Genomic DNA, 14,925 nt, shown 5'->3' with positions numbered 1-14,925 from the left:
CAAGGCTGTTTATTTAGCCAATGACTTCCAAGTGTCAATCACGCTGTCTGGGTTGAGCGAGATGGAGCTGATGCCCTCGTCTGCCAACCAGTGCGCAAAGTCGGGGTGGTCGCTGGGGCCTTGGCCACAGATGCCCACGTACTTGCCTTGCGCCAAACATGCGGCAATCGCTTTGCTGAGCAAAGCTTTCACAGCAGGGTCGCGCTCGTCAAAGTCAGCGGCCAACAACTCCAAACCGGAATCACGGTCCAGACCCAAGGTGAGTTGGGTCAAATCGTTGGAACCGATGGAGAAACCGTCGAAGAACTTCAAGAAATCGTCGGCGAGGATGGCGTTGCTCGGCACTTCGCACATCATGATGACCTTGAGGTCGTTCTCTCCGCGCTTCAAACCGTGCTCGGCCAACAAGTTGGTCACGCGCTCGGCTTGGCCCAAGGTGCGCACGAAAGGCACCATGACTTGCACGTTGGTCAAGCCCATGTCTTCGCGCACGCGACGCATGGCTTCGCATTCCATCGCAAAGGCTTCGCCGAAGTCTTCGCTGATGTAGCGCGCAGCACCACGGAAGCCGAGCATTGGGTTTTCTTCCTCTGGCTCGTAGCGGCTGCCACCAATGAGTTTGCGGTACTCGTTGGACTTGAAGTCCGACATACGCACGATGACTGGCTTTGGATAGAACGCAGCCGCGATGGTCGCAATGCCTTCGGCCACTTTGTCCACGTAGAACGCGCGAGGTGATGCATGGCCACGAGCCACAGACTCCACCGCCTTTTTCAAGTCGGCATCCACATTGGGGTAGTCCAAGATAGCCTTAGGGTGCACGCCAATGTTGTTGTTGATGATGAACTCCAAGCGGGCCAAACCCACGCCGTCGTTGGGCAATTGGCAGAAGTCAAACGCCAACTGTGGGTTACCCACGTTCATCATGATCTTGGTTTTGATCTTGGGCATTTCGCCGCGTTGCACTTCGGTCACTTCGGTTTCGAGCAAGCCGTCATAGATCAAACCCGTGTCGCCTTCAGAGCAGCTCACGGTCACCAAGGTGCCGTCTTTCAAGCGCTCGGTCGCGTCGCCGCAACCCACCACCGCAGGAATGCCCAACTCACGCGCAATGATGGCGGCGTGGCACGTACGGCCACCACGGTTGGTCACGATGGCGCTGGCACGCTTCATCACGGGTTCCCAGTTGGGGTCTGTCATGTCGGTCACCAACACATCGCCGGGCTGAACGGTGTCCATCTCGCTGATGTTGTGCACCAAGCGCACAGGGCCGGTACCAATTTTTTGGCCAATCGCGCGGCCTTCGGCCAGCACGGTGCTGTGGCCTTTGAGCTTGTAGCGGAATTCAGATTGGCCTTTGGCTTGGCTCTTCACAGTTTCTGGGCGTGCTTGCAAGATGTACAGCAAACCGTCTGTGCCGTCTTTGCCCCATTCGATGTCCATCGGGCGGCCGTAATGGGCCTCAATCACCATGGCGTAGTGGGCCAATTGTTCGACGTCAGCGTCGGTCAATGAATAACGGTTGCGCAGCTCTGTGGGCACATCGGTGGTCTTGACCAATTTGCCAGTGGCTTTTTTCTCTTCGGCCGTCGAGAACTCCATCTGCAAGAGCTTGGAGCCCAAGTTGCGGCGAATCACGGCGCGCTTGCCTGCTTTGAGGGTTGGCTTGTGCACATAGAACTCGTCAGGGTTCACAGCGCCTTGCACCACGGTTTCACCGAGGCCATAGCTTGATGTGATGAACACCACGTCTTCAAAACCAGATTCGGTGTCGATGGTGAACATCACACCAGCAGCACCCAAGTCAGAGCGCACCATGCGTTGCACGCCGGCAGACAAAGCCACATCGGCATGGGCAAAGCCCTTGTGCACGCGGTAGCTGATGGCGCGGTCGTTGTACAACGAGGCAAACACTTCCTTCATCTTGTGCAGCACTTCGTCAATGCCGTGCACGTTGAGGAAGGTTTCTTGCTGGCCAGCAAACGATGCGTCAGGCAAATCTTCGGCAGTGGCCGATGAGCGCACCGCAAATGTGGCTGCTGCATTGCCAGCAGACAAGGTGGCAAAGGCTTCAGCAATCGCTTTTTGCAAGTCAGCGGGGAAAGGCTGAGCTTCCACCATGGCGCGAATTTCGGCACCGGCCTCAGCCAAGGCTCGCACGTCTTCGGTGTCGAGTTTGTCCAAACGGGCGTTGATTTTGTCGACCAAGCCGTCGTAAGCCAAAAACTCACGGAAGGCATGGGCCGTGGTGGCAAAGCCGGTGGGCACGCGAACGCCTGTGGGCAATTGCGAAATCATTTCGCCGAGGCTGGCGTTTTTACCGCCAACGGATTCGACGTCAGTCATTCGAAGTTTTTCGAAAGGAACCACCAAAGCGGTAGGGCTGAAAAGTGCAGTCATAGACAAGCTCCAAAAGTTAAAACGGGTGCGACCATGCAGCGCGGCGACTTTGTAGTTTTTTGAATGGGTCGAACAGTCTGCGTGGCGAAATTCGGATAATGCAACATTGTAGGTGGCCGATATGGCGCCTCGCCCGCCAAAACCTGTCTTTTTGGCTTTACCCACTTTGAAAGTTTTTCATGCCCAATCCCAGCGTTTTCTTTGTGTCTGACGGCACCGGCATCACCGCAGAAACCTTTGGCAACGCCATCTTGGCGCAGTTCGAAGTGAAGTTTCGCCACATCCGGATTCCGTTTGTGGACTCGGTGGACAAAGCCCACCAGGCTGTGCGTCAAATCCTTCACACGGGTGAAGTCGAAGGCCGTAAGCCGATTGTGTTCACCACACTGGTGAACATGGAGGTGTTGAGCGTCATCTTGGAAGGCTGCAAAGAAAAAACCATGCTGATGGACATGTTCAGCATCTTTGTGAACCCACTCGAAAAAGAACTGGGCATCAAGTCAAACCACCGTGTGGGACGTTTCTCTGATGCGAGCAAGAGCCAGGAGTACCGGGATCGCATCGAGGCCATCAACTTCAGTTTGGCGCATGACGATGGTCAACTCAACCGCGATTTGGAGTTGTCTGACGTGATCTTGGTGGGCGTGAGCCGCAGCGGCAAAACCCCCACCAGCTTGTATTTGGCCATGCAACACGGCTTGAAAGCCTCCAACTACCCGCTCATCCCCGAAGACTTTGAGCGCCGCCAGTTGCCCCCTGCCCTGATGCCACACAAAAAGAAAATCTTTGGACTGACCATTCAACCCGAGCGCCTGAGCGAAATTCGCAACGAACGCCGCCCTGACTCCAAATACGCCAGCTTGGCCAACTGCCGCCACGAAGTGGCCGAAGCAGAGGCCATGATGCGCCGTGCGGGCATTCGCTGGTTGTCCACCACCCACAAGAGCATTGAAGAAATTGCCACCACCATCCTTCAAGAAATCAACCCTGAGCGTCTGATTTACTAAATTTCAAACGCCCACAAAAAAGCCCCGCAGCTTCTAAAACTGCGGGGCTTTTCTTTGACAGCGCTCCGATTTACAGACCGATGGCCGCAATGCCTGCCTTGGCAATTTGCGCGTCTTCGTTGGATTTGACGCCGCTCACGCCCACAGCGCCAATGCACTGGCCATCTTTCATGATGGGAACACCACCTTCGAGCATGCCTTTGATTTCAGGCGCGCTCAAGAAAGAAGTACGGCCGCCGTTGATGACGTCTTCGTAAATCTTGCTTTCGCGACGACCCAACGCTGCTGTGTGGGCTTTGGCTGGGGCGATGTGCGAAGAAATAGGCGCGGCACCATCCAAACGCTGCAGATTCAACAAGTGGCCGCCGTCATCCACGATGGCGATGGTCACGGGCCAGTTGTTTTTCAAAGCTTCCGCTTCAGCGGCTGCGGCAATGGCTTTGACATCTGCGGATTCGAGAAAGTGTTTGGTTTTCATGTGAAGCGAGTTTGAAAAGTAAGAAAACCCCAAGCATACCGACTCTGAACGCCCCACTACCCTCGCCCAAGACAAAAGAAACCTCAATAAAAGTAAGCGATAGAGTCACCACACTTGAAACCTCTAGAATGCGCCTCATCTGAATGATCAGGTTTTATCTGGAGAGCTAAACATGAATGAACACATTCAAACCGTTGACTACTACGTCTTGCCGACGCAAGAACGCAACCGCGTGGTACGCAATACCTATTGGCTGCTTGCACTGAGCATGTTGCCCACCGTGTTGGGTGCGTGGGTTGGCGTGGCCACCGGCATCAGCTACGCCATCTCTGGCGTGATGGGCATGATTTTGATGGTGGCTGGCGCCTTTGGCTTCATCTACGCCATTGAGCGCACCAAAGAAAGTGCCACCGGCGTGTACGTGCTGCTGGGTTTCACCTTCTTCATGGGCCTCATGCTCTCGCGCATGATCGCCATGGTGTTGGGCTTTAAGAACGGATCTGAACTGGTGATGACTGCGTTCGCAGGCACCGCAGGTGTGTTCTTTGTGATGGCCAGCTTGGCCACCGTCATCAAACGCGACTTATCTGGGATGGGCAAATGGCTGATGGTGGGCGCTGTCGTTTTGATGGTGGGCAGCATCATCAACGTGTTCGTCGGTTCATCGGCAGGCATGATGGTGATTTCCATGTTGTCCATGGCCATCTTCAGCGCCTTCATGCTGTATGACTTGAAACAAGTGATGGATGGCGGCGAAACCAACTACATCAGCGCCACGCTGACCTTGTACTTGGACATCATCAACGTGTTCCAAAGCTTGTTGTCCTTGCTCGGCATCTTTGGTGGCGAGCGCGAATAAGCGTTTGAAGCGCCAACAAAAAAGGGACCTCACGGTCCCTTTTTTACGTCTGCAGTTTTATGAGCTCTGATGTTTAGATCAAATCGAACACAGCCATGCTCTCGACGTGCGCCGTGTGCGGGAACATATTCACCGCGCCAGCAAACGACATGCGATAGCCTGCTGAATTGACCAACACGCCCGCGTCACGCGCCAAGGTCGCAGGGTTGCAGCTCACATACACAATGCGCTTCGGAGGTGTCCAGCCCTGGCGAAGCTCAGGCTGCTGATGCAGTTCAGCCAAGGCCTGCACCAACGAGAACGCCCCCTCACGAGGGGGATCGACCAACCACTTATCTGCTGAACCGTCTTGGCACAACAACTCAGGTGTCATTTCAAACAAGTTACGCGCCACAAAGCGTGTAGGTGCCAAAGGCTTGTCGCGGTTGGCTTGATTGAACACATAGTTCTCGCCCGAACGGGCCACCAAAGCCTCGCTGCCCTCAATGCCCAACACCTCGCGGGCGAGTGTGGCCAATGGCAGCGTGAAGTTACCCAAACCGCAGAACCAGTCAATGACACGCTCGGTCGGCTGCACATCCAGCAAACGCAGGGCACGCGTGACCAGCACACGGTTGATGTGCGGGTTGACCTGCGTGAAGTCGGTGGGCTTGAACGGCATGGTGATGCCAAACTCAGGCAAGGCGTAAGACAGTGGCTCACCCAAGGCGCCGTCCATCAAACACACCGTGTCTGGACCTTTGGATTGCAACCACCACTGGACCTTGTGTTGAACAGCAAAAGCGCGCAAAGCATCCATGTCATGCGCGCTCAAAGGTTCCATGTGACGCAACACCATCGCGGTCACGTGATCGCCACAGGCCAATTCGATTTGCGGCAAAGTCTCGCGCGCTTCCATGCTGCCAATGAGCTTGCGCAGCGGCATGAGCATGGCGTTGACATGCGGCGGCAAGATGGGACATTGGCGCATGTCGGCCACATAGCGGCTCTTGCGCTCGTGAAAGCCCACCAGCACTTCGCCCTTTTTCACCACATAGCGCACCGACAAACGGGCGCGATAACGGTAGCCCCATGCTGGGCCTTGGATGGGACGAAGAATAGTTTCGGCCTTGACCTTGCCCAAGTGCCACAGGTTGTCTTCTAAGGCGCGCTGCTTGACCGCGATTTGCGCAGCCGCATCCAAGTGCTGCATCTTGCAGCCGCCGCACGCACCGGCGTGCAAGCCAAAGTGCGGACAACCGGGGGTGACACGCTGCGACGATTCGTGCAGCACTTCCAGCAAGGAGGCTTTTTCCCAGTTGTCTTTTTTGCGATGCACATTGGCGCGCACCACCTCAAAGGGCAAGGCGCCATCCACAAACACCACTTTGCCATCGGCGCGGTGGCCCACGCCTTGCGCGTCCATGTCCATCGATTCGATGGGCAGCGCGTTATCCGGCCATTGTTTTTCTGTCGTGATCTCGGTCATCAGTTGCCCTGCAAATACTTAGCAGGATCAACCGGCTTGCCTTGACGGCGAATTTCAAAATGCAGTTTTACTTGGTCGGCGTCGCTGTTGCCCATCTCGGCAATTTTTTGGCCACGTTTGATGGCTTGGTCTTCTTTGACCAACAAAGTTTGGTTGTGCGCGTAAGCCGTCAAATACGTGTTGTTGTGTTTCAAGATGATGAGGTTGCCGTAGCCGCGTAAACCTGCGCCGGCGTACACCACACGACCATCTGCGGCGGCCAACACGGGGTCGCCCACTTTGCCACCAATGTCCAAGCCTTTGTTTTTAGACTCGTCAAAACCAGAAATGAGGTTGCCGCGGGCGGGCCATTGAAAGCTGATCGCATCCTCTGCAGCCGAAGGCGCTGGCAACGGGGCTGGCGCCGATGCAACAGGGGCAGACGCTGGCGCGGCGGCAGGCGATGTGGCAGGACGTGCCACAGCCACGTCAGGTGCTGGCGGGGCCACACGCAACACTTGACCTGTTTCGATCAAGTTGGGGTTGTCCAACTTGTTCCAACGGAGGATGTCGCGCCAGCTTTGGCCGTTGTCCATGCCAATGCGAATCAAGGTGTCACCGGGCTTGACGGTGTAGTAACCGGGCTTGCCTGCGTTTTCAGCCCCCGGCAACACACGCGTGGCGCCACGTACACCGCCAATCGAGTGGTCATCCACGGGGGCGAGGCGGCCTTTGTTAGAGCAACCCGACAGCGCTAAAGCTGCCACGAGGGCGGCAAGTCCCCACATTCCGACACGAAACATTCTGAATTCCCTGTATTCAAGCAATGCCTGATTTTAGAGGTACAAAGTTCACGGGTTCGAGAAGCATTTGTTGAAAGCCTTGAGGCGTTTTGTCGATCACAACCAAAGCTTGTTGACCGCTTTGGGTATGCGTCGGCGCGACCAACCGCCCCCCCATGGCGAGCTGGTCCATCCAAGCTTGCGGCACGTTTTCGCCGCCCGCAGCAGAGATGATGGCGCTGTAGGGCGCGCCTTGTGCGTAGCCCAGCATGCCGTCACCAAAAATCATGTGGACATTGGGCAAACGCATGGGGCGTAGATTCTCACGCGCTTTGTCATGCAGGCCACGCAAGCGCTCAATGCTGTAGACCTCACGCGCCACACAAGCCAGCACCGCCGCTTGGTAGCCGCAGCCTGTGCCAATCTCTAACACGCGGCCCATCAGCGGTGCACCTTGCAAACCCGGCGCTTCGCGCAACAAGGCAATCATGCGGGCCACCACGTTGGGCTTGGAAATGGTTTGTCCAAGGCCAATCGGCAAACTCGTGTCTTCGTAGGCTTGGTTGACCAAAGCACTGTCAACAAAACGATGCCGCTCCACGCGGCCCATGGCTTCGAGCACCACCGCATCGTCAATGCCCTGCTCTGCCAGTTTTTTCACCATGCGCGCGCGAATCGCCGACGAGTCCAAACCCACGCCCGTGGGGCTGGCCATGCCCACAGGTTTGGCGCGGGCGGGGGACTGTGGCGTCACCACACGCGTGGCCCCCAGCAAAGTTTTGGGCGCGGCTTGCGGTTTGCCTGAATCTAAACGCGCCGGAAAACTGGGGCGTTGCTTCATGCGTGCGCTCCGCTCAAACGCTTGGTCCACGCTGGCACGCTGGCATGTTCCGTCAAGTCCACGTGCAAGGGCGTGACAGACATGTGGCCTTCAAACGTGGCATGAAAGTCGGTGCCATCGCTGTCGTCTTTGGCAGCGCCAGCGCTGCCAATCCAATACATGGTTTCGCCGCGTGGGCTGGTTTGCGTGATGACACGCTCTGCCGAATGGCGTCGCCCCAAACGCGTGACACGCAAGGGTTTGATGTGTGCAACGGGCTGGTTGGGAATGTTCACATTCAACAACCAAGGCGAGCCCGCCACTTGAGGTTGCGCCATCATTTGCTGCACCAGCTCGCGGGCTTTGGCCGCTGCGGCATCAATGTGGCCCCAGCCTTTTTCGACTTGCGAAAAGGCAATGGCGGGAATGCCAAACAAATAGCCTTCCATCGCCGCACCAACCGTGCCCGAGTAAATCGTGTCATCGCCCATGTTGGCGCCGTTATTAATGCCAGACACCACGAGGTCAGGTTTGTAGTCCAACAAGCCCGTGAGTGCGATGTGCACACAATCGGCGGGTGTGCCGTTCACGTAGCGAAAGCCATTGCTCGCTTGGCTCACATACAGCGGTGAATGCAAGGTGAGCGCGTTGGACTTGGCGCTGTTGTTGTGCTCGGGCGCGACCACTTCGACGCGGCCCAAGTCTTTGAGCGCTTCGTACAAAGCCACAATGCCCGGGGCTTGAAAGCCGTCGTCGTTGGAGATCAGAATATTCATGATGCCTTAGGGTTGGGCCTCAGCGGCTATGGGGTTGCGCGAAATACACCGTAAGCCAGCATCAACAACGTCCCCGTCAGCAATGCAGGCACCAAGCGACGTTGTGGGCTAGAAACCATGACCGCAAGGCTGAGCGCACAGATCACCACGCGCAACAACACAGGGACCGTGGCCAACAAGCCAAGCGGCATCAAAATCATACGAACCGTCAGTGCCGCCACCATGGCATAGGTCACCGTGGAGAGCCAGCGAAACACTTCGCTGTCTTGATGGATGTGACCCGACAGTTTGACACCCGCAGCACGGCAAACGTAGGTGCCCACGCAGGCCGCACTGAGTGCTAGCCAAACGCCCCAGCCTTGCATGTCGGCATTCATGCTTGCACCTCGGTGGGACGTGGGCGTAACCATCGGCGGTCAATGACATAAGCCAAAGAGCCTGCCACCAAACCTGTCAAAAGCAAGCTGCTGTCAGCGTCCAGCACATAAAACGCGGGGCCAAACAGGCAGCCCAAGCCAATGGCCAAGCGGTTAGCCCAAGGCTTCACATCGGTGAAGGTGAGCAAAAAAAACAAGGGGTTGATGAACACCAACCCCAATGTGACGGCAGCTGGCACCCAGCCTGCCACGAAATAACCCAACACGGTGCCCAGCGGGGAGATCAACCAGCAAGGCAAAGCCAAACCGATGAAGTAATTCAAGCGGTGCTGTGGAGACATGCGGGGAAACTCGCGCATCGACACTGCCCATGCGGTCATGGCCAGCATGTGCACCCACAGATACAGCAGTGGGTTGCGGTCGCGTCGGTGGAGCTGGGGAAAGAGCGTCACCACCATGGTGACAAAACGGGTCGAGGTCAGCGTGACAGCAAAGCCAATGGCCAACAAAGAGGAGCCAGAGATAAACATCTCCAGCATCACCACCTGGCCGGGCAACGCAAACATCAGCAAACTGGTGAGGCCAGTCATCCAAGCATCGAAGCCGTGGGAATGTCCCATGGCTCCGAAACCAACCATGCCTGCGAATAAAACTAAAACTGGCGCGCCCAAGGCATCGCGGATGCCCTGCCAAAAGGCTTCGCGCCGATTGGCGAACCGATTCATTTCTGGTTCATATTGCCTTTGAACTTACCGCCGCGTTGGATTTCCAACTCGTGATACTCCAAGGTCCCTGACACTTTACCTGTGCTGTGAATCAACAGATGTTCTTTGCAGACGATGTCTTCGTTGAGTTCGCCATGCACATCAATTTCACGGGCACGCACAGTGCCAGTCACTTGACCTTTGGTGCCAATCAACAAATCGTCGGCGGTCAGCTCGCCAGTGACGTTGCCATTGATCACGGCTTTGCCAGGCGCAGAGATAGAGCCTTTGAAAGTGACGCCCTCGCCGATCACGAGGTTGTTGTTGGTTGGGTTGATATCAGCCATGCTCTGCTCCTTTGAATGGCCCATCATACCTAAGCAAACCCAAGCAAAACCACGCTGCCAAGACACTTGCGGCACCCAAACCCAAAGCTGTCGCCAGCTGCGACACATCAAGCGGCGCCAAATTAAGCGGTGCGGCAAGCCACGGCACGTAAATGCCGAACAAGACCAAGGTCAGCGCCGCCACCATCACCCAGACAGCGACCCAATTGCGCGCACGGTTCACAAAAATCAGCATGGCGTTGGCTGCCACCAAGGTAATGAGCACCATCGCGCGCTGCGCTTCAGCAGAAAAATCCAAAGAGACCCAATAGGCAGCGCCTGTCGCGACCAACACACACGCCCCCTGAAAGAAAGAGGCCAGCATTTGCTGAAATCCAAAAATAGGCGCCAAAGTGTCACGCGGCGGACGCTGCATCACATCAGCCTCGGCGGGTTCGTTTTCAAAGGCGATAGAACACGAGGGGTCCACCACCAGCTCCAACAGCGCGATATGCAAAGGCATCAACAAAGGTGGCAGGGCAAACAACATGGGCACCAGCGCCAAACCTGCAATAGGAATGTGAATGGCAAAAATATAGGCCATTGATTTTTGGAGGTTGCCAAAAATGCGACGGCCTAAGCGTATGCCTTTGACGATGGAGGCAAAGTTGTCATCCACCAACACCAGCGACGAGGCTTCGCGTGCCACATCGGTCCCCCGCGCCCCCATGGCAATCCCCACATGGGCTGCGCGCAATGCAGGTGCATCGTTCACGCCATCGCCCGTCATCGCCACCACCTCGCCACTGCGCTTGAGCGCTTGGACGATGCGCAGCTTTTGATGCGGCGAAATGCGAGCGCACACGCTGACGGTTTTGAGGTGAGCACTCAGCGCCTCGTCGGACATGGCGTCAATGGTGTCACCCGTCAAAGTCTCACCGCCCTGCAAGCCTGCTTGATTGGCAATGACACGTGCCGTTTGCGGGTAGTCACCCGTGATCATGATGACTTTGATGCTGGCCGAATGGCAATCGGCAATGGCTTGCGGAATCTCAGCGCGCAAGGGATCGCTCAAACCAATCAGTCCTAGCCACTCAAAATCAAACCCATGCGCAGAGCTAGGCCATGCGTCGCCCACAAACCGCCCCTGCGCCACGGCCAACACGCGCAAGCCCTCAGAGGCCATCGCATGCACCACCTCACCCCATTGCGCTTGCAACGCGGGCGACAAATGACACAAATCCATCACCGCCTCTGGCGCACCTTTGGCAGACACGATGTGCGCGGCATCTTCACTGGCACGCCATACATGCGACATGGCACGCAAAGCGGGACTCAAGGCATAGGTTTGCACCAAATCCCAATCGGGATGTAAATGTTCGTCGTGGAGCCACGTTTGACCCAGCGCATGAAAAGCAACTTCCATGGGGTCAAACGGCTCAGGCGCACTCGCCAAGATGGCGTGTTCGACCAAGCCATGAAAATCGTCTGGCAGCGATTCGCCATTGATGTTGAACAGGCGTGGCGTAGACGCCTCCCCCACCGCCAAGGCCGCCACCTTCATGCGGTTTTCAGTCAAGGTGCCCGTTTTGTCTGTGCACAACACCGTGGTGGCGCCCAAGGTTTCAATCGCGTTGATGTGTCGCGTCAGCACCCCCTCCTGCGCGAGGCGATGTGCGCCCAAGGCCGGGAAAATGGCCATCACCACCGGGTACTCTTCGGGCAAGATCGCCATGGCCAACGCAATGCCCGACAACAGCGCAGGCAACCACGCCCCATTGCGCAACCCTAGGGTGAGAATCATCAGCACACACAAGCCAAATGTGATCCACGCCAACACCTTTACCAACTGGGCGGTTTGTTTTTGCAATGGCGTCAGCGCGGTTTCGATTTGGTTCAATGACGCACCAATGCGCCCCATCTGACCACGCATGCCCGTGGCTGTGACACGCACCACCCCTTGACCACGAACCACAAAGGTGCCGCCAAACACAGCCGCCAACTCATCGCCCCCCGGTTGCTGGCCATGCACTAGGGCCTCATCGAAAGCTGCCCCCACTTTGGTCACGGCCAATGACTCGCCTGTCAACAAGGACTCATCCACTTGCAATTGATCGGCCTGCAAGACCCAAGCGTCGGCGGCAATGCGGTCCCCCTCGGAGATGAACAACATGTCTCCCACCACCACATCACTCGAAGGCACGTTGATGCGCTGGCCATCACGCATCACTTGCGCGAAAGGTTGGCTCAATTGCCGCAACGCATCAATGGCAGCCTCTGACTTGCCCTCTTGGTAAAAAGTCAAAGCCAGCACCGCCAACACAAACACAAACAGTGTGAGGCCTTCGGTCAAATCGCCCAACACCAGATACAGCGAAGCGGCCAACACCAGCAAGGCAAACATGGGCTCTCGCAACATGGCCCACAGCCTGCCCCACACGGTTCGGCGCTGTGCAGCCTCTAGCGCATTGGCGCCGTCGCGGGCCAACTGCTGCTGCGCCTGCTCAGATGTAAGGCTTGTGAGCTGCGGTGATGTTGCCGTGCTCAAGGTGCTGCACCGTCAATCAACCACTGCAACAGCAGCGTGGCTGTTTCTGAACTCAACATGCGGTGCGGTGTGATGCCTTGGCTCTCATCATCCGTTTTCAGCTTCTCGCCCTTGCGTGCAGCTGCACCAGTTTGCCCTTTGTATTTCGCAAGATGCCGTGACAACTGGGCAAATGTTGGAGAGCCACCGCGCGACGGTTCACCATGACAACTGAAGCAACCGTGTTCAAGCGCCAAAGCGGCACTGGCACTCGCGGCAGGAGCCGAAGATGCACTGACGACAAAGAAAACGACGGCCATTGCATGTCGAAATTTAAAAAACTGCATCGTCATTCGGCGCTCACTCTTTCAAATGTTGGTACGTCTTGAATTTACTGCTTTGCAGCAGCTCGTGGCTATGCGCTAGATCAATCAACACGTGACATCTCTGCATGATTCATTTGTCGCATATGATTTATTAACAAGCAACCCTCTGCCACACCAGTAACATTTTTCACCATGCCCCGCATTCAATTAGGTGCCTCGCTGTCTGAAAAGCTAGCCCAGACCTTGGAAACAAGCATTCGAGAAGGCAAACTCAAAACGGGTGAAAAACTTCCCACCGAAAACGCGTTGGTGCAAAAGCATGGGGTTAGCAGAACCGTGGTACGTGAAGCGTTTTCGCGGCTCAAAACATTGGGGCTCATTGAAACGCGACAAGGCTCAGGCGCCTTTGTGAAAGCGCTTCCAACGCCAGACACCGGAAAACTCAAACTCATCCCAGACGGCTCGGTCGATGCGGTCTTGAAAGTCGTCGAAGTCAGACGTGCCCTCGAAGCTGAATCGGCAGCCCTCGCCGCCGAACGCCGAACCACCAAGTCACTGCAAAAAATCAAACAAGCCATGCGCGCGCTCGACAAGGCCGTGGCAAGCGGCGGTGATGGCGTGAGCGAGGATGTCGCCTTTCATGCGGCCATTGCGCAAGCGGCGAACAACCCTTTTCTCTTAGACACCCTGTCTTACCTCAATCAATTTTTAGAAAACGCCACGCGCGTCACCCGTGCCAACGAAGCCACGCGCGCAGACTTAGAAGATGCGGTGCGAGACGAGCACCAGGCCATCGTGCAAGCCATTGAAGCTGGCGACGTCAAAGCCGCCCGCCAAGCAGGGACCAAGCACATGCTCAACGCGGCCAAACGCATTGGCAAGGCTGACCCCGTCTTTTGGACCTCGCAAGGACTCGCGCTGGCCAAACCCCTGCGAACCGAGCTGACAAAACCCAAAATCTAACCCCTGCATCACGGGTTACCCCCTAGGCTGAGTGCCTGATTAGTTCAAGATAATTTGTCATACAACCTGACAGCATGATTGCTATTCAGGTTGCTGCTCTTAACAATCAGGAGACACGATGTCAAAGACTTTTCTCAGCAAAAAATGGGTGGCAGCACTCGCCGCCACTGCCGCATTTGCCGCATTTCCCACACAAGCCCAAACCGTTTTGAAAATGGGTCACGTGCTGGCCAAAGGCTCTCACTACGATGTGGGCGCCAATGTGTTTTGCGACACGCTCGACAAAAATACCCAAGGCCGCTACAAGTGCCAGGTCTACCCTGCCAGCGCTTTGGGTGGTGAACGCGAAGAAATTGAAGCTGTACAAATCGGCACACAAGACTTGGTCATCACCTCCACAGGGCCCGTCGGCAACTTCGTTCCTGAAATGAAAATCGTGGACGTGCCCTTCTTGTTCCGTGACTACGACCACGCACGCAAAGTGTTGGACGGGAAAATTGGTCAAGACATGTTGGCCAAGTTCAGCAACCACGGCTTGGTGGCTTTGGCTTGGAGCGAAAACGGCTTCCGTCACATGACCAACAACAAGCGTCCCATCGTCAGTGCTTCGGACGCCAGCGGCTTGAAGATGCGCACCATGGAAAACAAGGTGCACATGGAAGGCTATCGCTCATTCGGCATCCAACCCACCCCCATGGCATTTCCTGAAGTGTTTGGTGCTTTGCAACAAGGCGTTGTGGATGGTCAAGAAAACCCCATCCCGGTCATCTTGGCTTCCAAGTTTTCACAAGTACAAAAGCACTTGTCACTCACAGGCCATGTGTACTCACCTGCGCTCATCATCACCTCGCCACGCATCATGAACAAGCTCAGCGATGCTGACAAAAAGGCTTTCATGGACGCAGCGACCAAGAGCGTGGCCGCCACACGTAAGAAAGTCAATGACGACGAAGCCAATGGCATTGCCCAACTCGAACGTGAAGGCATGCAAGTGGTGAAAAAGGTCAACAGCACCAGCTTCAGCGATGCACTCAAAGGCCCTTACGCCAACTACGCCAAAGAATTTGGCGCAGACAAGCTCGCAGCGATCCAAGCTGTGAAGTAATCGGGTTTTCTTCACCTTTCAACGAGCC

15 protein-coding genes are annotated in these 14,925 nt (G+C 56.1%); 4 read left to right on the top strand and 11 right to left on the bottom strand.

Features of this window, described 5'->3' with window-relative positions:
- Positions 1-9: 9 nt before the first annotated feature.
- Positions 10-2,400 carry a phosphoenolpyruvate synthase gene (gene ppsA, locus QMG15_RS04735; protein ID WP_281789745.1) on the bottom strand — a complete coding sequence of 797 codons (2,391 nt, stop codon included), beginning with the start codon at positions 2,398-2,400 and terminating at the stop codon, positions 10-12.
- A gap of 179 nt (positions 2,401-2,579) precedes the next feature.
- Between ppsA and QMG15_RS04730 the strand changes: the two genes are divergently transcribed.
- A complete protein-coding gene (locus QMG15_RS04730) occupies positions 2,580-3,407 on the top strand; it encodes a pyruvate, water dikinase regulatory protein (protein ID WP_281789744.1) in 828 nt (275 codons plus the stop codon).
- Between the two features lie 70 nt (positions 3,408-3,477).
- Here the strand turns inward: QMG15_RS04730 and QMG15_RS04725 are convergent, their stop codons facing one another.
- The gene (locus QMG15_RS04725) at positions 3,478-3,885 is read right to left on the bottom strand and encodes a heme-binding protein (RefSeq protein ID WP_108358976.1); all 408 of its coding nucleotides are present in this window, start codon (positions 3,883-3,885) and stop codon (positions 3,478-3,480) included.
- 172 nt (positions 3,886-4,057) lie between these two features.
- Between QMG15_RS04725 and QMG15_RS04720 the strand changes: the two genes are divergently transcribed.
- Positions 4,058-4,744, top strand: a complete 687-nt coding sequence (locus QMG15_RS04720) for a Bax inhibitor-1/YccA family protein (protein WP_281789743.1) — start codon at positions 4,058-4,060, stop codon at positions 4,742-4,744.
- Between the two features lie 73 nt (positions 4,745-4,817).
- Here QMG15_RS04720 and rlmD read toward each other — a convergent pair whose 3' ends face one another.
- Genes rlmD through QMG15_RS04675 form a run of 9 tightly spaced genes read right to left on the bottom strand, consistent with a single transcriptional unit; the run spans position 4,818 to position 12,823 of the window.
- On the bottom strand, positions 4,818-6,212 hold the full coding sequence (gene rlmD / locus QMG15_RS04715; protein WP_281789742.1) for a 23S rRNA (uracil(1939)-C(5))-methyltransferase RlmD: 1,395 nt from the start codon (positions 6,210-6,212) through the stop codon (positions 4,818-4,820).
- A complete protein-coding gene (locus tag QMG15_RS04710; protein WP_281789741.1) occupies positions 6,212-6,994 on the bottom strand; it encodes a peptidoglycan DD-metalloendopeptidase family protein in 783 nt (260 codons plus the stop codon). The genes rlmD and QMG15_RS04710 overlap by 1 nt, the downstream gene beginning before the upstream one ends.
- Positions 6,995-7,010: 16 nt before the next feature.
- The gene (locus tag QMG15_RS04705; RefSeq protein ID WP_281789739.1) at positions 7,011-7,814 is read right to left on the bottom strand and encodes a protein-L-isoaspartate(D-aspartate) O-methyltransferase; all 804 of its coding nucleotides are present in this window, start codon (positions 7,812-7,814) and stop codon (positions 7,011-7,013) included.
- Entirely contained in the window at positions 7,811-8,569 is a 759-nt protein-coding gene (gene surE, locus QMG15_RS04700; RefSeq protein WP_281789737.1) for a 5'/3'-nucleotidase SurE, read from the bottom strand. The genes QMG15_RS04705 and surE overlap by 4 nt, the downstream gene beginning before the upstream one ends.
- A gap of 26 nt (positions 8,570-8,595) precedes the next feature.
- Positions 8,596-8,946, bottom strand: coding sequence for an AzlD domain-containing protein (locus tag QMG15_RS04695; protein WP_108358982.1), 351 nt, complete (start codon positions 8,944-8,946; stop codon positions 8,596-8,598).
- Entirely contained in the window at positions 8,943-9,671 is a 729-nt protein-coding gene (locus tag QMG15_RS04690; protein WP_281789736.1) for an AzlC family ABC transporter permease, read from the bottom strand. The genes QMG15_RS04695 and QMG15_RS04690 overlap by 4 nt, the downstream gene beginning before the upstream one ends.
- The gene (locus QMG15_RS04685; RefSeq protein ID WP_158268547.1) at positions 9,668-9,997 is read right to left on the bottom strand and encodes a polymer-forming cytoskeletal protein; all 330 of its coding nucleotides are present in this window, start codon (positions 9,995-9,997) and stop codon (positions 9,668-9,670) included. Before QMG15_RS04685 ends, QMG15_RS04690 begins: the two co-directional genes overlap by 4 nt.
- Positions 9,990-12,524 (bottom strand): cation-translocating P-type ATPase, encoded by a 2,535-nt coding sequence (locus QMG15_RS04680; protein WP_281789735.1) that lies wholly within the window; start codon positions 12,522-12,524, stop codon positions 9,990-9,992. Before QMG15_RS04680 ends, QMG15_RS04685 begins: the two co-directional genes overlap by 8 nt.
- Complete coding sequence (locus QMG15_RS04675; RefSeq protein ID WP_281789734.1) at positions 12,521-12,823, bottom strand: hypothetical protein; 303 nt, start codon at positions 12,821-12,823, stop codon at positions 12,521-12,523. The genes QMG15_RS04680 and QMG15_RS04675 overlap by 4 nt, the downstream gene beginning before the upstream one ends.
- A gap of 198 nt (positions 12,824-13,021) precedes the next feature.
- Between QMG15_RS04675 and QMG15_RS04670 the strand changes: the two genes are divergently transcribed.
- Positions 13,022-13,792, top strand: coding sequence for a FadR/GntR family transcriptional regulator (locus tag QMG15_RS04670; protein WP_281789733.1), 771 nt, complete (start codon positions 13,022-13,024; stop codon positions 13,790-13,792).
- Between the two features lie 118 nt (positions 13,793-13,910).
- Positions 13,911-14,897 (top strand): TRAP transporter substrate-binding protein, encoded by a 987-nt coding sequence (locus QMG15_RS04665; protein ID WP_108358987.1) that lies wholly within the window; start codon positions 13,911-13,913, stop codon positions 14,895-14,897.
- The last annotated feature ends 28 nt before the right edge of the window (positions 14,898-14,925 follow it).

Source organism: Limnohabitans sp. INBF002, assembly GCF_027924905.1.
Lineage (GTDB): Bacteria > Pseudomonadota > Gammaproteobacteria > Burkholderiales > Burkholderiaceae_C > Limnohabitans.
The sequence above is the reverse complement of the archived record's forward strand: the minus strand, read 5'-3'. Positions and strand labels throughout refer to the sequence as shown.